The following is a 26,313-nucleotide window of genomic DNA, read 5'->3' as shown; positions in this document are numbered from 1 at the left end:
TGTTTCTGCCGGAAGACGCGGCTGCTGAACGGAAAGAGCTGAATTCGGACTTGCGCGGGCGGCAGCCGTCATGCTCCATGCGCCATTCCCGCAGCTCGAGTTCCGCCATGCTCAAAGATTTTTCTGTCCAGGCCTTATTCATGGGGCTGCTGACCGCCTTCGTCGGCTCCGCCAGCTCGTTTGCCGTCGTGCTGCACGGGCTCGATGCGGTCGGTGCAACGGATGCGCAGGCGGCTTCGGGGCTGATGGCGTTGTCGATCTCCATGGGCATCTGCGCGATCGTGCTCAGTGCGGTGACGCGATTGCCGATCAGCATCGCCTGGTCGACGCCGGGTGCCGCGCTGCTGGCAAGCACCGGGCCGATCGAGGGCGGCTTCAATGCGGCGGTCGGAGCATTCCTGATCTGTGGCGCGCTGATCGTCATCGCCGGGCTGTTCAAGCCGCTCGGCCGGGCGGTCGCCGCCATTCCGGCGCCGCTTGCCAATGCGATGCTCTCCGGCGTGCTGATCGGCCTCTGCTTCGCGCCGGTGAAGGCGATCGGCTTCAATCCCGTCCTCGGCCTGCCGATCGTCGTCGCCTGGATCGTCGTCGGCGCCTTCAAACGGCTCTGGGCGGTGCCGGCGGCACTCGCGGCCTTCGTGCTGGTGCTCACCTTCGGCGTCGATATTCCGGACGGCGCGCTCAGTTCGCTCGAACAATCGCTGGTGCCGGCGGCTGAAATCGTCCGGCCGGTGTTCAGCCTCGCCGGCCTTATCTCGATCGCGCTGCCGCTGTTCATCGTCACCATGGCCTCGCAGAACATTCCGGGCATCGCCGTCTTGAAGGTCAACCACTACGATCCGAAGCCCGGTCCGCTCTTTGCCGTCACCGGTTTCTTCTCGCTGCTGTCGGCGCCGTTTGGCGGCCACGCGGTCAATCTGGCGGCGATCACCGCGGCGATGTGCGCTGGACAGGATGCCCACGCGGATCCGAAGCGGCGTTATTGGGCGTCACTGACCGCCGGCGTCGGGTATGTCATCCTCGGGCTGCTTGCCGGCGCGGTGACGGCTTTCGTCGCGCTTGCGCCTCCGATCCTGATCGAGGCGGTGGCCGGGCTGGCGCTCGTCGGGGCTTTTTCCTCCTCGGCGATGTCGGCCTTCCAGGCGCCGGAGTCGCGCGAGGCGGCGGCGATCACCTTCCTCGTCACCGCCTCCGGCGTTTCCTTCGGCGGCATTTCCGGCGCCTTCTGGGGCTTGATCGCCGGCGGGCTGATGCTGGCGCTGTCGCGGCTGGTGAGCGTTTGGAAGGACCGAAGCCAGCAGCGCTAATGCATGTCGCCCGGAAGTGTGCAGCGGTTCCGGGATAACGACATGCATAAAAACAAAGAGCTTTAGCGGAATGGCGTTGCGCCTTCGGCGGCCAAAAGCCCGAGCAAGGGCTTGCCAGTTTCACGGCCCAAGGTTATAAGCGCGGCCATGAAGACCACTGGCGCCAGAATTTCAGACACGATTGCACGCGGCCGCATTGCCCTGCGTGACAATACGCGCGCCCTGACCTCGCTTCTTCTCCTCGGCCTTACGCGCGGTTGCCGGGTCCTTTGAGGAGCGCCCGGCGGCCGAAAGCCCGCCCGGCCATCGCTCCTCGCGACTCATTTTCAAAATTGACCTAACGACCGACAAAGGTCCGCATTTGTTTATCGCCAAGCCTGACGCGATCGGCTAAGAGCGGGGCAGATGCCGGGACGAGGAGACGATACGATGAACGCAAAGACGCAATTCTCCGAGGGAAAAACGGCCTCCGCAAAAGGCATGCCTGACGCTGCGGTGAAATACCGGGCCTATCCGCAGGTAAACATTCCCGACCGCACCTGGCCGACGAAGACCATCACCAAGGCGCCGGTCTGGTGCTCGGTCGACCTGCGCGACGGCAACCAGGCGCTGGTCGACCCGATGGGCCACGACCGCAAGGCGCGGATGTTCCAGCTGCTGCTGGAGATGGGCTTCAAGGAAATCGAGATCGGTTTCCCCTCGGCTTCGCAGACCGATTTCGATTTCGCCCGCTGGTGCGTGGAAGAGGGCAACGTGCCCGCCGACGTCTCCCTGCAGGTGCTGGTGCAATGCCGCCCGGAACTCATCACCCGCACCTTCGAAGCACTGGAAGGCGCAAACCGCCCAATCGTGCATTTCTACAACTCGACCAGCGAGCTGCAGCGCCGCGTCGTCTTCGCCAAGGACGTGCAGGGGATCAAGCAGATCGCCGTCGATGCCGCCAAGATGATTACCGACATGGCCGTTAAGGCAGGCGGCGGCTACCGTTTCGAATATTCGCCCGAGAGCTTTACCGGCACGGAACTCGAAGTGGCGCTGGAAATCTGCAATGGCGTCATCGAGGTGGTCAAGCCGACGCCCGACAACAAGCTGATCATCAACCTGCCGTCCACCGTCGAGATGGCGACGCCGAACGTCTATGCCGACCAGATCGAGTGGATGTGCCGCAATCTCGACAATCGCGAGAACCTGATCATCTCCCTGCACCCGCATAACGACCGCGGTACCGGCATCGCCGCTGCCGAATTGGCGCTGCTGGCAGGCGCCGATCGTGTCGAAGGCACGCTCTTCGGCAATGGTGAGCGCACCGGCAATGTCGACATGGTGACGATGGCGCTGAACATGTTCACGCAAGGGGTCGATCCCGAAATCGACTGCTCGAACATTGAGCGCATCAAGGAGGTGTTCGAATATTCCAACCAGATGGCGATCGGCGAGCGTCATCCTTACGTTGGCGAGCTGGTCTATACGGCCTTTTCCGGCTCGCACCAGGATGCGATCAACAAGGGCATGAAGGCGGCCCAGGTTGCCAACCACCCCGTCTGGGAAGTGCCGTATCTGCCGATTGATCCGCTCGATGTCGGCCGTTCCTATGAGGCGATCATCCGCATCAACTCGCAGTCCGGCAAGGGCGGAATCGCCTATATCCTGCAGCAGGATTACGGGCTGAACCTGCCGCGCAATCTGCAGGTGGAATTCCGCGAGGATATCCAGCGCATTACCGACGTCGAGGGCAAGGAGCTTCCTTCAAAGCGGATCTACGACCGTTTCATCGAGCGCTACGTGACGCAGCCCGATGCGCGCCTGAGGTTCGTCGATCATCACACCTATCCCGATACCGAGCACAAGGGCCAGCGGATCGTGGCGGCCGAGATTACCGACAATGGCGAGATCAAGCGCATCGAAGGCCGCGGCAACGGCCCGATCGACGGCTTCATCAACGCGCTGTCGCATTATCTCGGCATCGAGATGTCGGTCGAGGATTATTCCGAGCATTCTCTGCAGCACGGCTCGAACGCGGCGGCGATCTCCTATGTCGAGACCTCCTATCCCGGCGGCAAGCTCTTCGGCGCCGGCATCAATACCAACATCGTCGCGGCATCGCTGGAAGCGATCGTCTCGGCCGCCAACCGCGTGCTCGATATGAAAGCCGGCAAGGCCTGATTAATTGGTGAAGTAATTTTGGCGCTTTGATCATTGCCGTCGCCGATGCTTCGGGCATTCGCTTTTGTCAGCGCCAGCGGCCCCCTCATCCGCCCTACGGGCACCTTCTCCCCGCTGGGGAGAAGGGGAAACCGGGACGCCGCCGCGAGTCTCTTCTCCCCAGCGGGGAGAAGGCGCCGGCAGGCGGATGAGGGGGCCGCTGGCGCTGCGGGTCGATTTTCCATGGTACCGCCTCAGCTTCGCTGGCGGTAACATTCGTCACATACGATAGCCGACGATCAAATCGCCGTGGCGATTTTCATGGCGAGCTGGCCGAGCGTCGCTTCGGCGGAGGGGCCGGCAAGCACATAGGACGTGCCGGCATTGTGCCAAGTCACGAGACCGATCTCGTCCTTGATGGTTTCCTTGAAGTCGTCGGTCTCCGGTGGCTGTGCGTCCTTGCGGAAGCAGATGGAGATGACGTCGCCGTCGGTGTTGGAATAGACGAGCTGGCCGACAGGGCGGCTGTCGCCGAGGATGACGCGCGCGCCCTGGAAGGTCCAGGCTTCGGCGCTGAGATCGGGCACGCGGAAGGGCACGCCGATCGCGGTCGTCAGCCAGCTGGAGATTTCCTCGGCCTGAGAGGCGGGCACTTCGACGAGATGACGGGGCTGGCGGATCAGCAGGCGCTGATAGGCGGTGACGTCGCCCAGCCAGTCGCTGGTATTGGCCGGCGCCGTCGCGGAGGTCGTTGTGGCGATTTCGTCGGCATCCGGGCTGATGCCGACGAAATAGCCGATACCGCAACCGACGGCGAAGAGAATAAGGGCGGCGGCCAGCGCCTGCGGGCCACTCGGCGCCAGTTTCACCGGCGGGCGCGTGGCGCGCTGGGCGATCGGCGTCTTCGGCGGCTGCGTGCTCTTGATCGAGCGGACGAGGGCGAGCGGCACCGGCTCCTTCAGGATGTCGTCGAGACGGCGGCGGCCGAAATCGGCGCCGTGGCGCAGTTTCTCGTGCAGCCGGCGCGCATTCTCGTCGGTTGCCAGGCGCTGCTCAAGTTCGTGGCGCTGTTCGGGCGAGACCTCGCCATCGAGAAGGGCGGTAAGCTGGGCTTCGAGCGGCAATTTCCTAAGATCGAGCAATTCAGTACCTGTGGATCGGGTGGGTGCCGGCAAGCCCGGCAAAATGCAGCCTTGCGGTCGCGAGCTGCGAGACGACATTTGCCACCGGCGTGCCCATGATGTCGGCCGCCTGCTGGTAGCTGTGGCCTTCGACGTCGACGAGCAGGAACATGCTGCAAAGGCCGTCCGGCATATCGGCGATCATGCGATGAATGGCGTCGGGATCGACTGCGGCCGAGCGTTCGCGCGCGGCCTCGCGAATATCCGTGACGTTGCCGCGGACGGAAGCCTTCGGCTTGCGCTTGCGGCTGTCGTCGGTCCATTGCTGGCGGGCGAGCGTATAGATCCAGCTTTCCAGGCGGCCTTCACCACTCCATTGATGGCCCTTGGCGATGGCGCGTTGACAGACCGCCTGGACGAGTTCGTCGGCCACGGCGGCCTCACCCGCGAGCGTGATCGCGAAGCGGCGAAGGCGGGGCAGAAGGCCGACGAGATCACGCCGGAGATCGATGGTCGTTGCGGGTTGACGCATTGTCTATCCAAGAAGCATTCGCAATGGTTTCGCGGACGAAGGGTTCGCCGTCGGGCGCGAAGCCGGCCTTATCGACGCCGCATGTGCTTTATGAAGCAAGTCTCCTGCACTTCGCAAGCATCCGGCTGTCTTCATCCCCTTTTCTCAAGGGATTTTCGTATTGTGGCCCACAAAACTTGCGTCAATATGTCTTGTAGCCGTTCAAGCTTTGCAGCAGAGCGCGATAGGCCCATGTGCCTTCGCCGCCGCGATCGCGGATTTCGACGAGCTGGACGCGGGCGCCCTGGATGTCTCCCTGTTCCACCAGCGCCATGCCCATGTAGGAGCGGGCAAGGATGTAGTTCTCATCCGCCTGCAGCGCCTTGCGGTAGTAGGACATGCCGAGTTCCATGCGGCCGGCCTTGCGGTTGGCATAGCCGAGATAGTTCAGGATGCGCGGGTCGTTCTGGTTGCGGGCGAGATTGAGCACGGTGATGGCATTGTCATACTGGCCGGCATAGGCGAACTCGCGGGCGAACTTGTAGAGATCGTCGTCGTTGAAGCTGCTCTTCTTCGGGTTGACGCATTCCTTCTTGGCCTTGTCCCAGACCTTGCCGCCGGTGCAGGTCTTGGTCGTCTGGGTCTTCGGCGGCGGATTGGTGTCATCGTTGTTGTCGCCGACCGCGAAAGCAGCTGTGGCGATGCCGAAGGCAAAGCCGGCGGCAAGCGAAAGTCTGGACAGGTGACGGAAAGAAGAAGTCATTGGCGGGCTCCGTTCTGAGGCGATGCGTTGGCCGGATTGTACGCCTACCGCTAAAAATACCAAGAGGGTAAGCGGCCGCCATGGCAATTGTTGCGGCAATGGCCGGGCCTCCTCTCATATCGGTTCACGTGCTGGAGGAAAGGAGTTCGGAGGCGGCGCTAACGCGCGAAAATATCAGCGCTTTCCGCCATCACGGCATCGCCGGACCGGTTGACGCTGAAGCGTTCGCCGCTGAGTTCCCAGGCGCCGGGAGAGCCGTCGATGGAGAAGAGGTTGTAGGCGGCCGGCGGCTTGATGCTGCCCGGTCCTTGCGAGGCGGAGGCGATGCCGACGACGGGCACCGGCTGCACCTGGCCGCGCAGCCAGTGGAGCGTGTTCAGGTGCGTATGCCCGTGCAGCACGAGCTCGGCGCCGCCGGTCGAAATCACCGCGGCGAAGCGGCGGATGCCGATCATGCGCTTGTAGAAGGTGGTGGCGCCGCGGATCGGCGGATGATGGATCATCACGACCCGGAAGAGACCGGCTTCGCCCGCCGCGCGCAGCATGTTGACGGTATCGCGGGCCTGGCGGGCGCCGAAAAAGCCGGAGGCGGCAAAGGGAGGGGTGGCGACCGCCGTCGAGCAGCCGACGATCGCAACCTTGTCGCGGATGCGCAGATAGGGAAAAATATGACGGTCTTCCTGCCATTGCGGCGGGGAGAGATCGCCGCGGACATACTCGTACCAGGCGCGCATCGACTTCTCATAGGCGCCGGGCACATAGGCATCGTGATTGCCGGGAACGACCGAGGTGTCGGCGGGATCGCCGAGCGCGCGCAGCCAGGCGGCCGCGGCGCGGATCTCGATACCGCTCGCCAGATTGACGAGGTCGCCGGTGACGGCCAGATGATCCGCCTCGTGGGCGCGGATGTCGTCGAGCAACAGATCCAGCGTGCTGCCGAAAAGGTGCTTGCGTCGATTTCGATGCCAGTTCACAAAGCCCGTTATGCGTTTTGAAAACAGCTCCTGGATAGAAAGACGGGGTAACGGCCCGAGGTGGACGTCGGAAATATGCGCGAGCTTGAACATGCTACGAGACATAGACCAGCTTATTGACAAATCAAACACATCCGGCGCGATGAAGGGCTGAAACGGAACGATGGTGGACAAAGAAAAACGGCCGCTGCATATCAGGACGGCCTTGCGCCTTCTGCATGTCTATTTCTCCTTCGCCCGCGGCATGACGATGGGCGTCAGGGCCGCCTGCTTCGATGCGGATGGGCGGGTTTTCCTGGTGCGCCACAGCTATGTCGGCGGCTGGCACATGCCGGGCGGCGGGCTGGAGCGCAACGAGACGGTCGAAGAAGCGCTGGCCAAGGAATTGCGCGAAGAGGGCAACCTCAGGATCATCGGCAAACCGCAACTGGTCCAGGTCTATTTCAACACCACGAATACTCGCCGCGACCATGTCGTGTTCTACCGGGCGAATGTCGAGCAGACGGCGCCGCGTCCGCCGGACTGGGAGATCTCCGACAGCGGCTTCTTCCCGCTCGACAGCCTGCCCGAGGGCACGACCGAGGCGACGCATCGCCGCCTTGCCGAGCTTCGTGGCGAGCGGGAGCCCGACCACCGCTGGTGAGGGCTTTACATTTCTTAAAGCGCGTGGCGTCAAATCTGATTGACGCGACGCGCTTTAATCCTTTGTTTTCATGCATGTCGTTGTCCCGGAACAGCTGCACACTTCCGGGCGACATGCATTAGGCCGCGGCAAGCTTCGCACGGCCATGCGGGCTGTCGAGATCGAGCGCCGGGCCGACGGGAACGATGCCGGTCGGATTGATGGTCTTGTGGCTGCGGTAATAGTGCTGCTTGATGTGCGTCAGGTTCACCGTCTCGGCAATGCCTGGCGTCTGATAGAGATCTCTTAAGTAACCGGGCAGATTGCTGTAATCGGCGATGCGGCGGATGTTGCATTTGAAATGGCCGACATAGACGGGGTCGAAGCGCACCAGCGTCGTGAACAGGCGCCAGTCGGCTTCGGTCTGACGGTTTCCCAGGAGATAGCGGCCTTTGCCGAGACGTTCGTCGAGCATGCCGAGCGTTTCGAACAGCTTGCCGACATTTTCCTCATAAGCTTCCTGAGTGGTGGCAAAGCCCGCCTTGTAGACGCCGTTGTTGACGGTGTCGTAGACGGTTTCGTTCAGCGCGTCGATTTCGGCGCGGAGATCCTCGGGATAAAAATCGGTCTTCGAGCCGGTCAGCCCGTCGAAGGCGCTGTTGAACATGCGGATGATCTCGGCGGATTCGTTGCTGACGATCGTGCCGGTCTTTTTGTCCCACAGGACGGGAACGGTGACCCGGCCGGAATAATGCGGATCGGCCTTGACATAGATCTGCCAGAGCGTGGCTGAGCCGAAGAGCTGGTCGCCGGTGGCGCCGTCGCCGACCTTGAATTCCCAGCCATTGTCGAGCATCAGCGGGTCGACGACCGAGACCGAGATCAGCTCCTCCAGCTTCTTGAGCCTGCGGAAGATCAGCGTGCGGTGCGCCCAGGGGCAGGCAAGCGAGACATAGAGATGATAACGCCCGGCCTCGGCCTTAAAACCGCCGCTGCCGGAAGGGCCGGCCTCACCGCCCGACGTCACACAGTTGCGGAACCGCGAGGGCTGCCGCTTGAACTGGCCCTTGCTCTCCTTCGTGTCGTACCAGACATCATGCCAGACGCCGTCCACCAGCATTCCCATGATCTTCATTTCCTTTGGTTACGTGTCGGGAGCGAAGTTAGCTGAGATAGCGGGGCTTTGCAGGCGGTAAAGGTTGAACAGTGTGTCACGCTGCTCGAGCGCCGCATAAATTCCAGTGCTGTCGTGTGCATTTTGCGTTGGACGGCGGAAATTTTTCCTGCTATCGGCCTTTCACGATTTTAGGATCCCTGCGTGATGTTCATTTCCAGAAACCCGCGACGACGCTGATGCTCCCGAACGCCCAAGGCGTGTTCGAGACCCATCAATCTGTCCATCCGGTTTCTGTCATCATGTACAAGCACGATCTCGTCTACCTCACCGAAGACGCGTCTCATGACGCCGCCATCGAACATATCAACGAAGAAGCCTTCGGTCCGGGCCGCTTCACGCGGGCGGCGGCGCGCATTCGCGAGCAGGGGCCGCATGATCTGTCGCTCTCCTTCATCTGCACCGATAATGGCGAGACGATCGCTTCCGTGCGCATGACGCCGGTGCTGGCCGGCACGGTGAAGGGCCATCTTCTCGGCCCGCTCGCCGTCCGTCCCTCCCATAAGAACCAGGGCATCGGCCGCGAATTGGTGCGGATCGCGGTGGAGGCGGCAAGACGCAAGGGCTCGGAAGCGGTGATCCTCGTCGGCGATCCGCCCTATTACGGCCCGCTCGGCTTTCAGAAGGTCGCCTACAACGCGCTTTCCTTTCCAGGCCCCGTCGATCCCGGCCGCGTGCTCGTCGTGCCGATCGCCGAGGATGCACACGAGCGGCTGAAGGGCATCATCGCCTGGCACGGATGATTTAGAGAGTTTTGCGGAGGAAGCTGCGCGTGCGGCCTTCCGGGAAATCCTCAAGCTCGCCGAAGACTTCATAGCCCTGGCGCAGATAGGCACTGAGAGCCTGCGGGCTGAAGGTGTCGATCCAGGCGCCGTGGCACCCCCGAGCTTTCGCCTCTTCTTCGGCTTTTGCGAGGAGCTTGCCGGCGAGACCGGTGCCGCGCAACGTGTCGGGAATATAGAGCATCTGGGTGAAGAGCCAGCCCCAGGCGGTAAAGCCCGACAGTCCACCGGTCACCTTGCCGTCGGTATCGCGGATGAGAACGGCAAGCGGCCGGCGATCGGAGGGGCCGACATCACCGGCGTTGAAGGCGGAGAGCGCATCGGTGATCGCCGCCAGTTCCTCCGGCGAGGGCGAGGCGGTCAGCTCGAATTCCGGCATGCGATTATCGTCCTTCCCGCCACCACATGGTTCCGAAGGCCAGCAGCAGGATGCCGACGCCGGCAAAACCGGCAAAGAGCGGCAGCGTGTTGATGCCTTTCAAAACAGTCTCGCTGGTCATGCGGATCATCATGCGATCGTCGTCGGCGACGCGGACCTGGCCGCGCACCGGCAGGATCGGCGGCACGCTGATCCTGCCACTCTCGTTGGCGACGCGGGTGACGAGACCCTTGCTTCTCTCGGCGACCGGCTTCAGCACATCGGTCGTCGAGATCATCGCCTTGAATTCCGGTGCGTCGACGGCGCCGATATGGACGAGCGTCGACAGCTTGCCGTTGCGGATTTCGAAGAGGCCGATTTCGTCCATCCGCTTCTCGGTCTTGTAGAGCCCCGGTTCGGCTTGGGTGAGCGGCAGGGTTTCGGTCTTGCCGGAGGGGTAACGCACGGTGGCGTTGCCGGGATTGTCGCCGATCGTCTGGCGCGTGACTTCAAGCGTCCGGCCGGAGGCGCGCGCCGTCAGTGCTTCTTCCTCGAGCGCCGGCTCCTTCATCAGCCAATGGGCGATACGGCGATAGAGCGAAACGTTGGGGCCGCCGCCTTCGAAGCCGCGCGCCCAGAGCCAGCCCTGATCGGAAAGCAGCATGGCGACGCGGCCCTGGCCGGCGCGGTTCAGCACCAGCAGCGGGTGGTTGTCGGCGCCGAGCATGATCGTTTCGCCCTGCGGCCGATCGACATCGACGCTGCGGAACCAGCGGCCCCAATGCGGCGGATCCTCGCCCGAGCCGTCCAGGCCGCGGGTGACGGGATGTTTGCGGCCTTCCTCGGAGAGGCGCGGATAGAAAGCCTTTTCGATCATCTCGCCGGTGGGCGTTGCCGGCAGGACCGAGGAAAGCGGTGTCAGTGCGATGGAGTCGGGGCCGGCATGCTCGGGACCGGCGGCGATCAACAGCGCGCCGCCATTGTCGACATATTGGGCGATGTAATCGTAATAGAGCAGCGGCAGCACGCCGCGGTGCTGGTAGCGGTCGAAGATGATCAGGTCGAAATCCTTGATCTTGTCGACGAAGAGCTCGCGCGTCGGGAAGGCGATCAGCGACAGCTCGTTGATCGGCGTGCCGTCCTGTTTTTCCGGCGGCCGCAGGATGGTGAAATGGACAAGGTCGACCGAGGCATCGGATTTCAGCAGGTTGCGCCAGGCGCGTTCGCCGGCATGCGGCTCGCCGGAGACGAGAAGGACGCGGAGATTCTGGCGGATGCCGTCGATGACGTGAACGGCTCGGTTGTTGGCGGTGGTGACCTCGCCCGGAAGTGCGGCGACGGAAAATTCGAGCACGTTGCTGCCGCCGGCCGGCACCTTGAAGGAGAAGGGCGTATCCTGGCCGGGCGTCGCCTGCAGGGTGGCGATCTCGTCACCGTTCAGCTTCACCGTGACATTGGCCGTGCCGCCGGGGCTCGGGCCGTCGTCGAAGACGCGCAAGATCACCTGCTGCTCCTCATTGACGATGCCGAAGCGCGGCCCCTTGATGACTTCGATGCGGCGATCGAATTCGTTGGCCTTGCCGGTGATGAGGCCATGGATCGGCGCATCGAAACCGAGCGCCTGATTGGCGGCCGGAACATCGTGAACTTCACCATCGGTCAGCATGATGGCGCCGCCGATGCGGGCCGGCGGGACATCGGCGATGTTGGCAGACAGCGCGTCGAACAGGCGCGTCGACGGCACGTCGGAGTTGACGTCGCCTTCGACATCGACGAAGCGGGCTTCGATCTGGGGAAAGCGGGCGAGCTGCCCCTTCAACGCCGCCAGCGCATCATCGGTCATCTTGACGCGATCGGGCGTCTGCTGGCTCTGGCTTCGGTCGACGAGAACCGGGACGATCGTCGACAGCTGATCCCGGTCCTCCTGCAGCAGCACCGGATTGGCAAGGGCGGTCAGCATGGCGAGCGCCGCCAGCGTTCTGATCCAGGCGCCGCGAATGCCGCGCCAGATCGCGAAGGCGGCGATGATGACGCTGACGGCGGCCAGTGCGGCCAGAACCGGCCAAGGCAGGAAGGGCGAAAAGTCGAAGGTCATTTCACTGTCCTAACCGTTCGAGAAGGTCGGGAACATGGACCTGGTCGGTCTTGTAGTTGCCGGTCAGCATGTACATCATGATGTTGACGCCGGCACGGTAGGCATATTCGCGCTGCGCTTCATCGGACGGCACGGTCGGCAGCATCGGCACGCCGTTGTCGTCGACTGCCCAGGCGCCGGCGAAATCATTGCCGGTAATCAGGATCGGCGAAACGCCGTCGGCCGTCGCAGCCGATTTTTCGGTCGCCTCGCGGCCGCCCTGCCGGGCCTCGATCCAAAGCGGGCTGCCGGTGTAGCGGCCGGGAAAGCTCGACAGGAGATAGAAGGATTTCGTCAGCACGTGATCTGACGGCACCGGTTCCAGCGGCGGAATGTCGAGATTGGCGAGAATTTCCTGCAGCCTCTGGCCGTTGGCGCTGATATTGCCGCCATTGTCCAGGGCGCTGATCTGATCGCGCGTATCGAAAAGCACGGTGCCGCCATTGCGCATATAGGCGTCGATACGGCTGATCGCCGCTGACGGCGGCATCGGCGCCGTTGCCGAAACCGGCCAGTAGATGATCGGATAGAAGGCGAGCTCGTCTTTGGTGAGGTCGATGCCGACGGGCGGCGCCGGCTCCAGCGTCGTGCGGAATGTCAGGAACTGGGTAAGGCCCTCGAGTCCGCGCTCGGATATGTCGTCCACGTCCCGTTCGCCGGTGACGACATAGGCGAGATGCGTGTTGTCGAGCCTCTGCAAGATGAGGTCGTCGCCGGGCTGGGAGTCGTCGGCGTGAAGCATGCCGGGTTGCATGAGAAAGCCGGCACTGAGCGCAATGGCGATCATGGCCGCTGTGCGGGCAGCCGGGCGAAATCGTGAGAACGCGCCGTTCATGAAGAGGACGACCAGGCTGTCGGCCAGCAGCAGCAGAAAGGCTGCGAGAAAAAGCGCGGGCTTTGCCGACCAGCTTTCGCCGCCCATCAGGCCTTCGCGCACGGCATTGGTCCCGGTTGTGTCGAGTGGCGTCAGTTCGGCGTCCTCAGGCAATACGTTCAGGGAGGTGAAACCGTCTTCCGAACCGTAGAGCCCGGGCGGATTGTCGAAATTCGCCGTCGGTTCGGCTCCGGCCTGCGGAATGAGGGGCCGCGCCGCCCCCGTCTCGGAGACGAGCGTGCCCTTGGCCGTCAGCATCCGGAATGGCGGCAGGGTTTCGGAGACACGCGCATTGCCGCGCGCCTCCGAGGTCACACCGCCCGAGCGCGATATCTGCAGGAGGTGGCGCAGCATGTCGACGAAAGTGCCCGAGATCGGCAGGTCGGACCAGGTCGCTTCCGCGGTGACATGAAACAGGACGATCTGCCCGGATGCGAGTTGCTTCATCGTCACCAGCGGCGTGCCGTCCGCCAGGCTCGCCCAGGTGCGTTCGGCAAGATCGGGCGTCGGTTCGGCAAGCACCTGCCGCTTGATGACGACATCGGCGGGACGCGCTATGCCGGCGAAAGGCCCGAAACTTGGAAATTCGGCGAGCGACTGCGGTTCGCTCCAGGACAATGTGCCGCCCAGCGCCCGTTCTCCCTGGCGCAGGATGACGGGGATCAGCGGATCGTCCGCGGGGGCTGCGGCCATGCGCGGACCGGCGAAACGCAGCAGCATGCCACCGTTCGATATCCAGCGTGTCAGCGGTTCGTAGGTGTCTTCCGGCAGACGGCCGATATCGGCCATGATGATGATGGAGGGATTGCTGGCGAGAAGTTTCGGTATGGCGACCGAAAGATCGGAATCGCTCGGCTGGATCAGATCCGCATAGGGCTGCAGCGCCCGCTGGATATAATAAAGGGGTGAGAGCAGCGGCTGGAACTCATCTCCTCCTTCACCTGACAGCAAGACGACGCGGCGGCGCTTGAATGCGTCGTCGAGCAGGTGGACGGCGCCGGCCGTTGCGCCGTTATCGACGCTGACGCGGGCGAAATCGTTGCGCATTTCGAACGGGGCGGTGATCGAACTCGTCGCCACGCTCTGGCCGGGGCGGAAATCCACCCTGCCGTTGGCAATCGAGCGCCCCTGGGTATCGACCGCGTTCAGCGCCACGGATGCGGCGCGCGAACTGTTGAGCCGTGTGACCTTGACGGTCATGGCATCGGCCGCATTGTTGGCCGCGGTGATGGCGACCGTCCGTTCGGCATCGCCCTCGATCAGGCGGAGATCGGCGGGCTGGAGTTCAGCCAGCCTTCGCACCGTCGCGTCGTCGGCCTTGGCGGCGGCCCCGTCGGTCAGGAAGGCGAGGGTGCCGGGCTTGACGCCGTTCAACGCGGCGCGCAGCGCCTGGAAGGCGCGCTCGCGGTCCGGCACCAGCGGTCGCGGCTCGGCCGCGCGCAGCTTGTCGCGGGCGGCCGCGGCGGTGCCTGGAACGGCGTTGTTGGTCGGATCGGCAGTGAAGGCAATCGACACGGGTGTGCCGGCGGATTCGGCGTCGTCTATCAACGCGTCTGCCGTCTGGATGCGGCGCTCCCAGTCTGGGGCTGCCGCCCAGCTGTTGTCGACGAAGAGGACAAGCGGGCCACCGGATGCAAGCGAACTGGTGCGCGGATTGAAGACCGGATCGGCGATCGCAAGAATGACGGTGACGGCAAGCAGCATGCGCAGCAGCGTCAGCCACCAGGGACTTTGCGCCGGCGTCTCCTCGCGCTTCAAGACGGAGGCGAGGATTTTCAGCGGTGGGAAGACCTCGGTCTTCGGGCGCGGCGGCGTCAGCCGCAGCAGCCACCAGATGACCGGCAGGGCGACGAGCGCGCCCAGAATGGCGGGATAGGCGAAAGCGAAGGGAAGGGCGTTCACAGCTGCCCTCCATGCGTTGCCTTGGCCGGCATGCCGGACAGGTACATGTGCACCGCGACCAGCGCCTCCGAGGCGAGATGATCGGTGCGGTGTGTCGCAAAGGTCCAGCCGAGATGGCGCAGCGACTGGCCGAGGCTGTCCCTGCGGGCGAGGTAGGCGTTGCGATAGGCCTCGCGGATGTGTTCGGCGCGTCCGGAGATAAGCTTGGCGCCGCTCTCCGGATCGGTGAATTCGGTGCGGCCGCTATAGGGGAATATTTCCTCGGCGGGATCTGATATCTCGACCACGTGGCCGCGCAGGCCGCGGCGGGCAAGTGGGCCAAGGCGTTCCATGATCGCCGGCGCATCATCGAGGAAATCGCCGATGAGGACGAGGTCGCTCCAGCCGCGGATCATCGCCGTTTCCGGCAGACCGCCGGTCAGCGGGGTGTGCATGAGCGCGGCCGCAAGGCGCTCGGCGGCATTGCGGGTGGAGGCGGGATCCATGATGCCCGGGCAGCCGATGCGCTCGCCGGAGCGGGCGAGGATCTCGGCCAGTGCGAGCATGATGACCAGCGCGCGGCTTTCCTTGGAGACGCTGCCGTAGCTCGACTTGTACATCATCGAGGGCGACATGTCGCACCAGAGCCAGATCGTATGGGCCGCCTCCCATTCGCGCTCGCGCACATAGGTATGGTCGTCGCGGGCGGAGCGGCGCCAATCGATGCGCGACAGGCTTTCGCCCTCGGCATAGGGACGGAACTGCCAGAAATTTTCGCCGATGCCGCGCTTGCGGCGGCCATGCCAGCCGGCGATCACCGTGTTGGCGATGCGCTTGGCTTCCACCAGGCAATCCGGCACCAGGGCGGCCCGCTGCCTGGCGCGGGAAAGGGCATCGCTGCCTGACGTCGGATTGACGATCTGTCCGATAGATGCCACGCGTCCGGCTTCCTTATCCCTTTGCCTGCTTGACCAGTCCGGCGATGACGTCGCGCACCGACATGCCTTCGGCGCGGGCGGCAAATGTCAGCGCCATACGGTGCTGGAGAATGGGTTCGGCCAGCGCAAAAATATCGTCGAGCGAGGGCGCCAGGCGGCCTTCATAGAGCGCCCTGGCACGTGCGCAGAGCATCATCGCCTGGCCGGCGCGGGGCCCCGGACCCCAGGCGACGTTCTTGTCGGTCGAGGCATTGCCCTGGCCGGGGCGGGCGGACCGCACCAGCGCCAGGATGGCGTCGACGACCGTGTCGCTCACCGGCATCTGACGCACCAGCGTCTGGATCTCGATCAGCCGCTGGGCGTCGATGACGGCAGCCGGCCGGGTTTCCCCCAGACCTGTCGTCTCGAGCAGGATCTGGCGTTCGGCGGCGAGCTCGGGATAGTTGACGTCGACCTGCAGCAGAAAACGGTCGAGCTGGGCTTCGGGCAGGGGATAGGTGCCTTCCTGCTCGAGCGGGTTCTGGGTGGCGAGCACATGGAAGGGCGCCGGCAGGTCATAACGCTGGCCGGCGATGGTGATGTGATATTCCTGCATCGCCTGCAGAAGCGCCGACTGGGTCCGCGGCGAGGCGCGGTTGATCTCGTCGGCCATCAGCAGCTGGGCGAAGACAGGGCCCTTGACGAAGCGGAAAGACCGGCGTCCACTGTCGTCCTGATCCATCACCTCGGAGCCGAGAATATCCGAGGGCATCAGGTCGGGCGTGAACTGGATGCGGTTGGCGGCGAGGCCGAGGACTTCGCCGAGCGTCGTCACCAGTCTGGTCTTGGCAAGGCCGGGAACGCCGACAAGCAGGGCATGACCGCCGGAGAGCACGGCGAGAATGGTGTTCTCGACGACGCTTTCCTGACCGAAGATCACCTTCGAGACCTCTCCGCGGATGGCGGCGATATCGGAGAGCGCCTTTTCGGCGGCGGCGACGATCGCCTTTTCATCGAGGCTGGCTTCGGTCTTCATCATACCCATGGGCATCTCCAACGGCTGAAATCATTCGGCAGCGAATCGGCGGACTTATACATGTGCCTCATACCCGATAGAGTTATGGAGATGTGACGGGCTGACAAGTTCGTTGCGAATGACTATCTCGTGACATCACTTCGTTAAGGACAAACCGGGACGGAAGAATGGCAGCCGAGGAAATCAGCGGACAGGCGGATGCGGCAGGACTTGCCGCCATGATTTCGCGCGCGTCTGACGAAAGCGGCGGAAAAAAACGCGGCTTACCGCCGGTCGAGCGGTGGAATCCGCCTTTCTGCGGCGATATCGATATGGAGATCAGAGCCGACGGCACCTGGTTCTACATGGGCACGCCGATCGGCCGCCCGGCGCTGGTGCGGCTGTTTTCGACGGTTTTGCGCAAGGATGAGGATGAGAAGACCTATCTTGTAACTCCTGTGGAAAAGGTCGGGATCAGGGTCGCCGACGCTCCGTTCATTGCCGTGGAGATGAGTGTGACGGAGGGGCAAGGTAAACAGACGCTGACATTTCGTACCAATGTCGGCGATGTCGTGGAGGCGGGAGGAGAGCATCGGCTGCGCTTTGCCATTGCGGACGGCAACGCCGAATTGAAACCCTATCTGCATGTGCGCGGGCGGCTGGAGGCGCTGGTGTCGCGTGCGGTGATGTATGAACTGGTCGCGCTTGGCGAGATCCTCGACGTGCAGGGACGGGCGATGTTTGCGATCCGCTCCGCCGGCGAAGTTTTTCCTGTCATGCCCGCCGACGAACTGGATGCTCTTTGCCGATGAATGATGCGATCACCCACCGTTATCCGCTGTTCTCCGCAGCCGAATTCCGCCGCCGCGCGCTCAACCAGAATGGCGGGCCGGTCGACCATGCCTGGCGCGATCACGGCGACCATGTCCTCAATCCCGAAATCGTCGCCGAGGTCGAGACCTTCAAGCTGCGCGACGCTGCCGTGCTCGTGCCCGTCGTCGATGCCGGTGACGAGGCGCATGTGATCTTTACCAAGCGCACGGCGACGCTGCGCAAACATTCCGGGCAGATCGCCTTTCCCGGCGGCTCGATCGATCCCGCTGATATCTCACCTGAGATGGCGGCAATCCGCGAGACGGAGGAGGAGATCGGTCTTTCCGGTTCCTTCGTCGAGACCGTTGGGCGGCTGCCGAACTATCTTGCCTCGACCGGCTTCCGCATCACACCGGTGCTCGGCGTCGTCTCGCGGGGCTTCGCGCTCACCCTGAACCCGGCCGAGGTGGCCGACGTGTTCGAGGTGCCGCTTTCCTTCCTGATGGACCCTGCCAATCACGCCCGCGACAGGCGCGTCATCGACGGCATCGACCGGCATTTCTACCGGATGCCCTATGAAACCAGAATGATCTGGGGCATCACCGCCGGCATCGTCCGCACGCTTTACGAAAGGCTTTATGCATGACCGGTCTTGCCGACCAAGCATGGTTCCGCGACCCGGCGCTCGGCCGGATCCTGGAACTTCTGAATGCCGATGGCGGGGCCGATGGTGGCGGGGAGGCGCGGGTGGTCGGCGGCGCGGTGCGCAACAGCCTGATGGACCTGCCGGTCAGCGATATCGACATCGCTACCACGCTCAGGCCGGAGGCGGTGATGGAGAAGGCGGCTGCGGCCGGCATCAAGGCGGTTCCGACGGGCCTGCAGCACGGCACGGTGACGCTTGTTGTCGATGGCAAGCCTTTCGAAGTGACGACGCTTCGCACCGATGTCGAGACCGACGGCCGCCATGCCAAGGTTGCCTTCAGCACTGATTGGAAGGCGGATGCCGAGCGGCGGGATCTGACCATGAATGCGCTTTATGCGGATGCCAATGGCGAGGTGGTTGATCTGGTCGGCGGGCTTGCCGATATCGAGAGGCGCAACATCCGCTTCATCGGTGATGCGGCCAAGCGTATTGCCGAAGATCATTTGCGCATCCTGCGCTTTTTCCGCTTCTTTGCCTATTACGGCTCCGGACGGCCGGATGCCGAGGGGCTGAAGGCGTGTTCGGCGGCACGTTCGAAATTGAAGACGCTGTCGGCGGAGCGTGTCTGGTCGGAGCTGCGCAAGCTGCTGAGTGCTGCCGATCCCGGCCGGGCGCTGCTCTGGATGCGGCAGGTGGCGGTGCTGACGGAAATCCTGCCGGAATCGGAACGATGGGGGATCGATGCGATCCCTTCGCTGGTTGCCACCGAAAAGGCGCTCGGCTGGGCGCCTGATCCGCTGCTGCGGCTTGCGGCGATCGTGCCGCCCGATGCGGCGCGGCTGGAGGCGCTGGCAGCCCGACTCAAGCTTGCGAACGCGGAAGCGGCTTTCCTCAAGGCCTGGGCAATGGCAGCCCCCGTCAATGACGACATGTCGTCGGCCGCCTTCGAACGGCTGCTTTACCGCAACGGCGCCGATGGCATCACGACGCGGCTGAAGCTGGCGCTCGGCGTTGCGCGTGGCAAAGCTGAAGGGGATTTCGACGAAATGGCGCGGTCGGCCCGGCTTACCAAGCTCCTGGATCAGGCCGCGAACTGGGAGAAACCGCAATTTCCGCTGAACGGCGGCGACGTGATGTCTATGGGAATTCCGTCCGGCCCGCGTGTCGGCGAGCTGCTAGCCGGCCTGGAAAACCAGTGGGTGGAGGAAAATTTCGTTTCCGACCGGGCGGCGCTGCTCGCCCGGCTGCAGGAACGGGTGCAATGATCAGGCTGCGTTGACCTCGTCTCGGATGCGAGACTTGATATTATCCACCATGTTCTCGCGAATCGTGGTTTCGCCGTGAGCGTTTTTCAGGTGCTCGACGGCGCGGCGAACCACCTCGGCGTCGCTATCCGCCCGTGTATGCCAGGCGCAGCCTGGGACGAGAGTGCCGCATTCGAAAAGTCGCATAGTCTTCTCCTCTGTTTAAAACACAAAGACGATCGCGATCTGACGCGATTTATGAATGTGCGGGGGGAGGGAAGGTTCCGGCCGGCATCGGTATGCCGGCCAGTAAAGGCCGTTTCAGTCGGGCATCGCCCAGGCTTTGTAGGTATCTGAGAGATGGCCGGGCATGTTGCTGTTGGCGGCCGCTGCTTCGTTCTGCAGCTGTTCCGGCGACTTTCCGCCGGCCAGTTGCAGCTTGACCTGCTCGATGAAGCAGGACAGCGGCAGATCCGAGCCGCTCTTGGCCCGCAGTTTCTCAGCGATGCGTGTCAGAAACTCGGATGTGTCGATTGTGCGGGATGTTTCCTGGACATCCGTGGACGCAGGCGAACCACTTTGTATCGTCATGACAATCCTCCTCCGATTGTTACGCACATACATATAAAGTTAGGACGCGCTTAATTTTCGTGAAGGTCAATCAACTCGAATTTATCGACGAGTTATCACAGTCTCATGGCCAGCGGACGACAGGGGGCAGGGACGAAAGAATGGATTCAACGTTGCCGCCGGTCTTCAGGCCGAAGATCGTACCGCGATCATACAGCAAATTGAATTCGACGTAGCGGCCTCGGCGGATCAATTGTTCGTCGCGATCGGCCTCTGTCCACAACTTATTGAAGTTGGATCGGACGATTTTCGGATAGACCATGGAAAAGGCCCGGCCGACATCGCGAGTGAAGGCGAAATCGGCGTCCCAGCCGCCGGCATCCTCGTTCGAATGCAGCCAGTCATAGAAAATGCCGCCAATGCCGCGGGCCTCGTTGCGGTGCTTCAGGAAGAAATAGTCGTCGCACCAGGCTTTGTAGGCATCGTAATCGGCGACGGCATGATTGCGGCAGGCGATCTCCATCGCCTTGTGGAAGAGCTGGCTGTCCTCGTCCTCCTGGGTGCGGCGGCGCGACAGCACCGGCGTCAGGTCGGCGCCACCGCCGAACCAGCGGCTTGATGTGACCACCATGCGGGTGTTCATATGCACGGCGGGGACGTTGGGGTTGACGGGATGGGCGATCAGCGAAATGCCCGAGGCCCAGAAGCGCGGATCGTCCTTGGCGCCGGGTATCTGCGCCCGGAAGTCCGGGGAGAATTCGCCATGGACGGTGGAGGTGTGGACGCCGACCTTCTCGAAGACCCGGCCTTCCATCATCGACATGCGGCCACCGCCGCCGGCGCCGTTTTCGCGCGACCAGTCCTTGGCGACGAAACGGCCGGGCTCCTGATCGGAGAGCGGGCCCTCCAACTCGTCTTCGAGGGCTTCAAAGGAGGCGCAGATCGCATCGCGCAGTCCTTCGAACCAGCTGCGGGCGGCGGCCTTCTTCTCTTCGATGTCCTCAGGCAAGCCGATCGGCAGTTCCGGTCTTTCCATGTCGCGTCTCCGGCGGTCGGCATCATCATAGGAAGCGACTCGCTCATTCTCGATTACCCGCCCCGTTTAGCAGGTGGCGCCGCATCTCGCCAAGCCGAGGCAGCACGCCCAAGCCTTCCAAGATTCGACTCGCAAATCCCGAATTTCGATACTACCTTTTTGGAAGAGGTAGGTTTGATGAAAAAAGTTCCAGGGCCTCCGTCTTTCGACGGCCTGAAGCGCAGGATAGCAAGACATCGGGCGGAAACGTCCTCCCGCCGGAAAGACCATTTCGTGCGTGAGACATATTGCCTCGGCCTGATCGACGCACGCGCCAAGGCGCGCGAATGGTTCGACGAATATCCGAAAGCCGCCTACTGGACAGAGGTGGAGAGCTGGCGTCAGCTCGACGGCGACCAGATCGAATTCACCATGCGCCGCCTGCCTTCGGCCGATTGACCGTCACTCCGCCGCGGGTCGCACGCGGCTTTCGATCAGTAGGCCGCTCTCGTCCATGATCGGATGCGCCACCGAGACGATATGGGCATTGATGCGCTTCAGGTCGCGCAGCATGTCGAGATGCAGCGAACTCGTCTGCAGGCTGTCGGCGCGGCCGTCGCGCAGGCGTTCGAGATGGCGCTCGGCCGACTGCTTCTCCATCCGCCGCACTTCGACCTTTACCTCCATCATCTGCCGCGCCAGATTGAAATCGCGGGTGACGAAGATCGTCTGGGCGACGCGCAGATTGTCGATCGTCAGATCGAATAGCTTTCGCAGTTCCTGATGGCCGTCGTCGGAAAATTTCAGACCGAGCGAGATCTTCTTCGCCACCTCTTCCCGCAAGCCTTTCTCGATGATGTCGCCCATATGTTCGAGATTGATCGCATAGTCGATGACGACGATCGAGCGACGGGCGTTTTCGTCGCTGAGCCCCTCCCGGCCGAGCTTCGAGAGATAGATCTTCACCGCCTGCTGCAGTCGGTCGACGCGCTCTTCGAGCGCCGGGATTTCGGCAAGTTTGCCGGCATCATTCTTTTCGAAGGCTTCCGAGACCCTGACCAGCATGCGCTCGATGAGGTCGCCGACGCCGAGCACTTCGCGGGTGGCGCTCGTCAGGGCGATGACGGGCGTCGAAAGCTCCTGCGCATCGAGATATTTCGGGGCGTTGTCAGGCTCCGGCTGATCCGGCACCAGCCGAGCCATCAGGGTGGCGAGCGGCCGGGAAAAAGGCCAGGCGAGGGCTGCGAGCAGAAGATTGAAAGCGAGATGCGCGTCGACCGGCAGCTTGGCCGGGCCGAAGGGCAGCATCTGGATGAGTTCGGCGCCATAGCCCGCCAGCGGCAGAGCGATGAAGCAGCCGAGCGCGCGCACCGCGAGATTGCCGAGGGTGACGCGCCGCGCCGACACCGGGCCGGACAATGTCGCGATAACCGGCGGGATCGCACCGCCGAGGTTGGCGCCGAGCACGAGCACGATGACGAGTTCAGCCGAGACGAGGCCCGCCGAGGCGAGCGACAGGATCAGCACCACCACTGCCAAGCTCGACGAGGAGAGGAAGGCAAGGGCCGCTGAGAAGAGCAGCGCCACAGGCAGCGCGCCGTCCAGCAGGCCGATAAAGGCGGCGAGAGCGGGGGAGGCACGCATCGGTTCCGTCGCGAGGCCGAGCAGATGCAGCGACAGCAGCATCAGCCCGATGCCGATCAGCGCTGCGCCGCCGCCCTGGCGGGCGCTGGAGCGGCCGCGGTAAAGCACGATGCCGGCCAGGATCAGGAGGGGGGAGAGCCATTCGATGCCGGTAGCGACGATCCAGGCGGTGATCGCAGTGCCGACATTGGCGCCGAGCAAGACGATCTGCGCCATGCGCGGCCTGATCAGATCGCGTTCGACGAAGGACGCGGTCATCAGCGCCGTCGCGGTGGAGCTCTGCAGTGCAATGGTCGCGACGAGGCCGGAAAGGAAGGAACGGAAACCGCCACGCGTTCCGCTCGCCAACCCTGTTCTCAGCCGTGCGCCAAAGGCCCTGGAGACACCGTCCTTCACCTGCGCTAGGCCGAACAGCAGCAAGGCCACGGCACCGAACAGGTTGATCATGATAATTGTGGAATCCATTTTCTTGTTTTTATTCTTCCTTCCAAAGAGGCGAAGCTAACGAGATCTGGACTGTTCCAACCGATTGGAATCGTAGGAGCAATGCAATCTTTTTGATTGCCCGGCTAATAAATATACGCCGCTTTGGCGGATTGGCAACGTCGTTTTGCGACATATTCGGGAGCCGATAGTGGTGGCGTCGAGCCGATATCGATTATGCCCAGACCGTCTGGCGCATCGCTTCGCCGACGATCATTGCGGCCGAGACGGCGACGTTGATCGAACGCTGGCCGTCGACCATCGGGATCAGGATGCGGGCATCGGCTCTCTCGTGCACATGATCCGGCACACCGGCGCTTTCGCGCCCGAAAAGCAGGATGTCGTCCGAACGGAAGACCAGATCGGTGTAGCGATCGGCCGCCTTGGTCGAGGCGAGGATCAGGCGGCGGCCAGTCGTGGCGCGCCACGCCTCGAAGCGGTCCCAGTTGACATGGCGGGTCAGCGCGGCGGCGGCGATATAATCCATGCCGGATCGTTTCAGGTTGCGATCGGAAACGTCGAAGCCGGCGGGCTCGATCAGATCGACCGCAAAGCCGAGGCAGGCGGCAAGACGCAGGATCGTGCCGGTATTGCCCGGAATATCCGGCTGGTAGAGTGCCAATCTGAGGTCGGTCATCACACGTCGCTTATTTCGCTAGAACGGGCAAGACCTAAAGCAACTGCCATTTCGCCGCAACAGGGCGCGTTTTGGCCGAGAAACGTTCAATTTACGCCATTATAGGGCTGGAAATTTCGCGATTTTCGCGTTATCCATGCACATCTTCAATCGCCAGCAGGGAGGGCCGTCATGAATATTTTGCTCGATATGCGCTTTCCCGCCGTGATGCCGATTAAGGCGACATGGCGCCGCTAGAGCGCTTTTCTTCTTAAATCCCCCTTTTTGATCCATTGTGCGGCTGCTTCAGCCTCGCCCCTTGAACGTTCGGTTCCCATATGTGCTTGCGTGGCGCTGGGATGGCGCGAAGCCGGGAGCCGAAACGCTGACGTTTCGGAGCAATTTCATGTTTGGCTGGTTCGAACAGCGACTCAATCCCTTTCCGAGCGAGGAGCCCGTCGCTCCGCCGAAGGGTCTCTTTGCCTTTTGCTGGCACTACAGCAAGCCGGCAGCGCCCTGGCTCTGCCTGATGGCCGTGCTGACGGCGCTGATCGCCGTCGGCGAAGTGGCGCTCTTCCAGTTTCTCGGCGATATCGTCGACTGGCTGACCAATGCCGACCGCGCCACCTTCCTGCAGACGGAAGGCCACAAGCTTTTCTGGATGGCGGCGCTGGTGCTGATCGGTCTGCCTCTGACGGCGGGCCTCGATTCCCTCATCATGCACCAGATGTTGCTCGGCAATTATCCGATGAGCGCCCGCTGGCAGATGCATCGCTTCCTGCTGCGCCACAGCATGACCTTCTTCGCCAATGAGTTTGCCGGGCGTGTGGCGACCAAGGTGATGCAGACCTCGCTCGCGGTGCGTGAGACGGTGATGAAGATACTCGACGTCTTCGTCTATGTCGTGACGTACTTCCTGACGATGATCATCGTTATCGCGGCTGCCGATTGGCGGCTGATGATCCCGATCCTCGTCTGGCTCTCCGTCTATATCGGCATCGTCTCCTATTTCGTGCCCCGGCTTCGCAAGATCGCTGCGGCGCAGGCTGATGCACGCTCGATGATGACGGGGCGCGTGGTCGACAGCTATACGAATATCGCCACCGTCAAGCTGTTTTCACATGCCGGCCGCGAGGAGGTCTATGCCAAGGAAGGCATGGACGAGTTCCTGCAGACAGTGCACAAGCAGATGCGCAAGGTGACGCTCTTCCACATCAGCGTCTACCTGAACAACTGCGTTGCGCTGTTCGTGGTCTCGGGCATGTCGATCTGGTTCTGGCTGAACGGAGCGATCTCGGTCGGCGCGATCGCCATCGCCATCGGCCTTGCCATGCGCGTAAACGGCATGTCGCAATGGATCATGTGGGAGGTCTCGGCGCTGTTCGAGAATATCGGCACGGTCTATGACGGCATGGAGATGATGAGCAAACAGCACGACATCGTCGACAAGCCGGACGCCCCCTCGATGACGGCGAAGAAGGGCGCGATCCACTACGACCGCATCCGCTTCCACTATGGCAAGAGCAAGGGTGTGATCGACAACCTGTCGCTCGACATCACAGCGGGCGAGAAGGTCGGTCTCGTCGGCCGCTCCGGCGCCGGCAAGACGACTCTGATGAACCTGCTGCTGCGCTTCTACGACCTGGAGGGCGGCCGCATCACCATCGACGGGCAAGACATCGCCGGCGTCTCGCAGGAAAGCCTGCGCGCGCTGATCGGCGTGGTGACGCAGGACACCTCGCTGCTGCATCGCTCGATCCGCGACAACATCGCCTATGGCCGCCCCGACGCCTCGGATGCCGAGATCATCGAGGCTGCCAAGCGTGCCAATGCCTGGGAGTTCGTCGAAGGGCTCGTCGACATGCAGGGCCGCCAGGGGCTCGACGCGCAGGTCGGCGAACGCGGCGTCAAGCTCTCCGGTGGCCAGCGGCAGCGCATCGCGATTGCCCGCGTCTTCCTGAAGGACGCGCCGATCCTGGTGCTCGACGAGGCGACTTCGGCGCTCGATTCGGAAGTCGAGGCAGCGATCCAGGAAAACCTCTTTGCCCTGATGGAGGGCAAGACGGTGATCGCGATCGCCCACCGGCTGTCGACACTGACGGAGATGGACCGGCTGATCGTGCTCGACAAGGGCCGGATCATCGAGGCCGGCTCGCACAGCGAACTGATCGGGAGCGGCGGCATCTACGCCGACCTCTGGAACCGCCAGTCCGGCGGCTTCCTCTCCGATCACGCCGAGGAAGCGGAAGTGGCGGCGGAATGATAAAAGGCCCTGCCAGCGGAAGCGGGGAGGGCCTCAATTCCTATCCTGGCTTTACATTGTGCCTGCCAGCGGTGCTGAGGACTGCTGGCGGCCGCGCCTATTATTCAGAGACTGTCGGCCCAGTCGATCACGCGATCATGTTCGACGAGGATGATGGTGTTGGCGGCGGCGAGTGTGCGCAGCGTGGCGATGCGGCGGCGCTCCTCCTGGTCGAGCCAGGCGGTAACGGCCTCAGTGACGATTTCGTCGCGCGGCAATGCCAGGTCGAGAGCCAGGGCATCCAGCCTTTCCGCGAGCGGAAGCGGAATATGCGCATCGAGCATTTTCGTTTCCATGGGCCTTCTCTCCGGTGAAGCGCGATCGTATCGTCAGATTGTGACCGGTTCGGGCGTAATCAATGGCGATGCCGCCGATGTTATCGATCATTACCAAAATATAAGGTTG

At 63.0% G+C, this 26,313-nt stretch carries 25 protein-coding genes; 9 read left to right on the top strand and 16 right to left on the bottom strand.

The window, feature by feature from the left end:
• The first annotated feature begins 77 nt into the window (after window positions 1-77).
• Together CO657_RS14340 and leuA are read left to right on the top strand one after the other, a co-directional pair.
• Window positions 78-1,307 carry a benzoate/H(+) symporter BenE family transporter gene (locus CO657_RS14340; RefSeq protein ID WP_054182747.1) on the top strand — a complete coding sequence of 410 codons (1,230 nt, stop codon included), beginning with the start codon at window positions 78-80 and terminating at the stop codon, window positions 1,305-1,307.
• A gap of 429 nt (window positions 1,308-1,736) precedes the next feature.
• Window positions 1,737-3,470, top strand: a complete 1,734-nt coding sequence (gene leuA, locus CO657_RS14335) for a 2-isopropylmalate synthase (RefSeq protein WP_054182554.1) — start codon at window positions 1,737-1,739, stop codon at window positions 3,468-3,470.
• A gap of 278 nt (window positions 3,471-3,748) precedes the next feature.
• Here leuA and CO657_RS14330 read toward each other — a convergent pair whose 3' ends face one another.
• The 4 genes from CO657_RS14330 to CO657_RS14315 form a co-directional block, all read right to left on the bottom strand.
• Window positions 3,749-4,591 (bottom strand): anti-sigma factor family protein, encoded by an 843-nt coding sequence (locus CO657_RS14330; protein ID WP_054182555.1) that lies wholly within the window; start codon window positions 4,589-4,591, stop codon window positions 3,749-3,751.
• Window position 4,592: 1 nt separating this feature from the next.
• Complete coding sequence (locus CO657_RS14325; RefSeq protein WP_054182556.1) at window positions 4,593-5,102, bottom strand: RNA polymerase sigma factor; 510 nt, start codon at window positions 5,100-5,102, stop codon at window positions 4,593-4,595.
• A 181-nt stretch (window positions 5,103-5,283) separates the two neighbouring features.
• Window positions 5,284-5,844, bottom strand: a complete 561-nt coding sequence (locus CO657_RS14320; RefSeq protein WP_003561379.1) for a tetratricopeptide repeat protein — start codon at window positions 5,842-5,844, stop codon at window positions 5,284-5,286.
• Window positions 5,845-6,002: 158 nt separating this feature from the next.
• On the bottom strand, window positions 6,003-6,911 hold the full coding sequence (locus CO657_RS14315) for a metallophosphoesterase family protein (protein WP_054182557.1): 909 nt from the start codon (window positions 6,909-6,911) through the stop codon (window positions 6,003-6,005).
• Window positions 6,912-6,981: 70 nt separating this feature from the next.
• On the opposite strand from CO657_RS14315, the gene CO657_RS14310 reads away from it, so the two are divergent.
• Window positions 6,982-7,461: an NUDIX domain-containing protein gene (locus tag CO657_RS14310; protein ID WP_054182558.1), complete on the top strand. Its 480-nt coding sequence runs from the start codon at window positions 6,982-6,984 to the stop codon at window positions 7,459-7,461.
• A 118-nt stretch (window positions 7,462-7,579) separates the two neighbouring features.
• Here the strand turns inward: CO657_RS14310 and CO657_RS14305 are convergent, their stop codons facing one another.
• Window positions 7,580-8,566 carry a glutathione S-transferase family protein gene (locus tag CO657_RS14305; protein ID WP_054182559.1) on the bottom strand — a complete coding sequence of 329 codons (987 nt, stop codon included), beginning with the start codon at window positions 8,564-8,566 and terminating at the stop codon, window positions 7,580-7,582.
• Window positions 8,567-8,793: 227 nt separating this feature from the next.
• Here CO657_RS14305 and CO657_RS14300 point away from each other — a divergent pair, with 227 nt between their 5' ends.
• Window positions 8,794-9,357, top strand: a complete 564-nt coding sequence (locus CO657_RS14300; RefSeq protein WP_080518739.1) for a GNAT family N-acetyltransferase — start codon at window positions 8,794-8,796, stop codon at window positions 9,355-9,357.
• Between the two features lies 1 nt (window position 9,358).
• Here the strand turns inward: CO657_RS14300 and CO657_RS14295 are convergent, their stop codons facing one another.
• From CO657_RS14295 to CO657_RS14275, 5 genes are read right to left on the bottom strand one after another with little or no spacing between them, the layout of a single operon-like run.
• A complete protein-coding gene (locus CO657_RS14295; RefSeq protein WP_003593026.1) occupies window positions 9,359-9,775 on the bottom strand; it encodes a GNAT family N-acetyltransferase in 417 nt (138 codons plus the stop codon).
• A gap of 4 nt (window positions 9,776-9,779) precedes the next feature.
• Entirely contained in the window at window positions 9,780-11,849 is a 2,070-nt protein-coding gene (locus tag CO657_RS14290) for a hypothetical protein (RefSeq protein ID WP_054182560.1), read from the bottom strand.
• A gap of 1 nt (window position 11,850) precedes the next feature.
• Entirely contained in the window at window positions 11,851-14,664 is a 2,814-nt protein-coding gene (locus tag CO657_RS14285) for a DUF4159 domain-containing protein (protein WP_054182561.1), read from the bottom strand.
• Window positions 14,661-15,581, bottom strand: a complete 921-nt coding sequence (locus tag CO657_RS14280) for a DUF58 domain-containing protein (RefSeq protein WP_012558517.1) — start codon at window positions 15,579-15,581, stop codon at window positions 14,661-14,663. Before CO657_RS14280 ends, CO657_RS14285 begins: the two co-directional genes overlap by 4 nt.
• A gap of 13 nt (window positions 15,582-15,594) precedes the next feature.
• A complete protein-coding gene (locus CO657_RS14275; RefSeq protein WP_003593035.1) occupies window positions 15,595-16,605 on the bottom strand; it encodes an AAA family ATPase in 1,011 nt (336 codons plus the stop codon).
• 158 nt (window positions 16,606-16,763) lie between these two features.
• On the opposite strand from CO657_RS14275, the gene CO657_RS14270 reads away from it, so the two are divergent.
• From CO657_RS14270 to CO657_RS14260, 3 genes are read left to right on the top strand one after another with little or no spacing between them, the layout of a single operon-like run.
• A complete protein-coding gene (locus CO657_RS14270) occupies window positions 16,764-17,387 on the top strand; it encodes a DUF1285 domain-containing protein (protein ID WP_054182562.1) in 624 nt (207 codons plus the stop codon).
• Window positions 17,384-18,034, top strand: a complete 651-nt coding sequence (locus CO657_RS14265) for a CoA pyrophosphatase (protein WP_012558515.1) — start codon at window positions 17,384-17,386, stop codon at window positions 18,032-18,034. Before CO657_RS14270 ends, CO657_RS14265 begins: the two co-directional genes overlap by 4 nt.
• Window positions 18,031-19,299, top strand: coding sequence for a CCA tRNA nucleotidyltransferase (locus CO657_RS14260; protein WP_012558514.1), 1,269 nt, complete (start codon window positions 18,031-18,033; stop codon window positions 19,297-19,299). The genes CO657_RS14265 and CO657_RS14260 overlap by 4 nt, the downstream gene beginning before the upstream one ends.
• Here the strand turns inward: CO657_RS14260 and CO657_RS14255 are convergent, their stop codons facing one another.
• The 3 genes from CO657_RS14255 to hemF form a co-directional block, all read right to left on the bottom strand.
• Window positions 19,300-19,485 carry a DUF1059 domain-containing protein gene (locus CO657_RS14255; protein WP_003593041.1) on the bottom strand — a complete coding sequence of 62 codons (186 nt, stop codon included), beginning with the start codon at window positions 19,483-19,485 and terminating at the stop codon, window positions 19,300-19,302. It abuts the gene before it with no gap.
• Window positions 19,486-19,599: 114 nt separating this feature from the next.
• On the bottom strand, window positions 19,600-19,869 hold the full coding sequence (locus CO657_RS14250) for a hypothetical protein (RefSeq protein ID WP_012558513.1): 270 nt from the start codon (window positions 19,867-19,869) through the stop codon (window positions 19,600-19,602).
• A 103-nt stretch (window positions 19,870-19,972) separates the two neighbouring features.
• Complete coding sequence (gene hemF, locus CO657_RS14245; RefSeq protein WP_054182563.1) at window positions 19,973-20,884, bottom strand: oxygen-dependent coproporphyrinogen oxidase; 912 nt, start codon at window positions 20,882-20,884, stop codon at window positions 19,973-19,975.
• Window positions 20,885-21,061: 177 nt separating this feature from the next.
• Here hemF and CO657_RS14240 point away from each other — a divergent pair, with 177 nt between their 5' ends.
• Window positions 21,062-21,322, top strand: coding sequence for a hypothetical protein (locus tag CO657_RS14240; RefSeq protein WP_003593048.1), 261 nt, complete (start codon window positions 21,062-21,064; stop codon window positions 21,320-21,322).
• Window positions 21,323-21,325: 3 nt separating this feature from the next.
• Here the strand turns inward: CO657_RS14240 and CO657_RS14235 are convergent, their stop codons facing one another.
• Together CO657_RS14235 and CO657_RS14230 are read right to left on the bottom strand one after the other, a co-directional pair.
• Window positions 21,326-22,972, bottom strand: coding sequence for a Na/Pi cotransporter family protein (locus tag CO657_RS14235; RefSeq protein WP_054182564.1), 1,647 nt, complete (start codon window positions 22,970-22,972; stop codon window positions 21,326-21,328).
• 193 nt (window positions 22,973-23,165) lie between these two features.
• Complete coding sequence (locus CO657_RS14230; RefSeq protein WP_054182565.1) at window positions 23,166-23,627, bottom strand: tRNA (cytidine(34)-2'-O)-methyltransferase; 462 nt, start codon at window positions 23,625-23,627, stop codon at window positions 23,166-23,168.
• Window positions 23,628-24,012: 385 nt separating this feature from the next.
• Here CO657_RS14230 and CO657_RS14225 point away from each other — a divergent pair, with 385 nt between their 5' ends.
• Entirely contained in the window at window positions 24,013-25,869 is a 1,857-nt protein-coding gene (locus CO657_RS14225; protein WP_054182566.1) for an ABC transporter ATP-binding protein, read from the top strand.
• 104 nt (window positions 25,870-25,973) lie between these two features.
• Here the strand turns inward: CO657_RS14225 and CO657_RS14220 are convergent, their stop codons facing one another.
• Window positions 25,974-26,204: a P-loop NTPase family protein gene (locus CO657_RS14220; RefSeq protein ID WP_003593055.1), complete on the bottom strand. Its 231-nt coding sequence runs from the start codon at window positions 26,202-26,204 to the stop codon at window positions 25,974-25,976.
• Between the last annotated feature and the right edge of the window lie 109 nt (window positions 26,205-26,313).

This window comes from Rhizobium acidisoli, assembly GCF_002531755.2.
GTDB lineage: Bacteria > Pseudomonadota > Alphaproteobacteria > Rhizobiales > Rhizobiaceae > Rhizobium > Rhizobium acidisoli.
Note: the sequence above shows the minus strand (reverse complement) of the source record. Positions and strands in the feature narration are given on the sequence as shown.

Bases quoted from the DNA above. Each gene is read 5' to 3' on its own strand.
- CO657_RS14305 (WP_054182559.1), bottom strand. From the start codon at position 8,566: ATGGGAATGCTGGTGGACGGCGTCTGGCATGATGTCTGGTACGACACG.
- CO657_RS14315 (WP_054182557.1), bottom strand. From the start codon at position 6,911: ATGTTCAAGCTCGCGCATATTTCCGACGTCCACCTCGGGCCGTTACCC.
- hemF (WP_054182563.1), bottom strand. From the start codon at position 20,884: ATGGAAAGACCGGAACTGCCGATCGGCTTGCCTGAGGACATCGAAGAG.
- CO657_RS14230 (WP_054182565.1), bottom strand. From the start codon at position 23,627: ATGACCGACCTCAGATTGGCACTCTACCAGCCGGATATTCCGGGCAAT.
- CO657_RS14240 (WP_003593048.1), top strand. From the start codon at position 21,062: ATGAAAAAAGTTCCAGGGCCTCCGTCTTTCGACGGCCTGAAGCGCAGG.
- CO657_RS14220 (WP_003593055.1), bottom strand. From the start codon at position 26,204: ATGGAAACGAAAATGCTCGATGCGCATATTCCGCTTCCGCTCGCGGAA.
- CO657_RS14290 (WP_054182560.1), bottom strand. From the start codon at position 11,849: ATGACCTTCGACTTTTCGCCCTTCCTGCCTTGGCCGGTTCTGGCCGCA.
- CO657_RS14340 (WP_054182747.1), top strand. From the start codon at position 78: ATGCGCCATTCCCGCAGCTCGAGTTCCGCCATGCTCAAAGATTTTTCT.
- CO657_RS14235 (WP_054182564.1), bottom strand. From the start codon at position 22,972: ATGGATTCCACAATTATCATGATCAACCTGTTCGGTGCCGTGGCCTTG.
- CO657_RS14325 (WP_054182556.1), bottom strand. From the start codon at position 5,102: ATGCGTCAACCCGCAACGACCATCGATCTCCGGCGTGATCTCGTCGGC.
- CO657_RS14295 (WP_003593026.1), bottom strand. From the start codon at position 9,775: ATGCCGGAATTCGAGCTGACCGCCTCGCCCTCGCCGGAGGAACTGGCG.
- CO657_RS14255 (WP_003593041.1), bottom strand. From the start codon at position 19,485: ATGCGACTTTTCGAATGCGGCACTCTCGTCCCAGGCTGCGCCTGGCAT.
- leuA (WP_054182554.1), top strand. From the start codon at position 1,737: ATGAACGCAAAGACGCAATTCTCCGAGGGAAAAACGGCCTCCGCAAAA.
- CO657_RS14225 (WP_054182566.1), top strand. From the start codon at position 24,013: ATGTTTGGCTGGTTCGAACAGCGACTCAATCCCTTTCCGAGCGAGGAG.
- CO657_RS14310 (WP_054182558.1), top strand. From the start codon at position 6,982: ATGGTGGACAAAGAAAAACGGCCGCTGCATATCAGGACGGCCTTGCGC.
- CO657_RS14260 (WP_012558514.1), top strand. From the start codon at position 18,031: ATGACCGGTCTTGCCGACCAAGCATGGTTCCGCGACCCGGCGCTCGGC.
- CO657_RS14265 (WP_012558515.1), top strand. From the start codon at position 17,384: ATGAATGATGCGATCACCCACCGTTATCCGCTGTTCTCCGCAGCCGAA.
- CO657_RS14250 (WP_012558513.1), bottom strand. From the start codon at position 19,869: ATGACGATACAAAGTGGTTCGCCTGCGTCCACGGATGTCCAGGAAACA.
- CO657_RS14270 (WP_054182562.1), top strand. From the start codon at position 16,764: ATGGCAGCCGAGGAAATCAGCGGACAGGCGGATGCGGCAGGACTTGCC.
- CO657_RS14275 (WP_003593035.1), bottom strand. From the start codon at position 16,605: ATGGGTATGATGAAGACCGAAGCCAGCCTCGATGAAAAGGCGATCGTC.
- CO657_RS14320 (WP_003561379.1), bottom strand. From the start codon at position 5,844: ATGACTTCTTCTTTCCGTCACCTGTCCAGACTTTCGCTTGCCGCCGGC.
- CO657_RS14300 (WP_080518739.1), top strand. From the start codon at position 8,794: ATGCTCCCGAACGCCCAAGGCGTGTTCGAGACCCATCAATCTGTCCAT.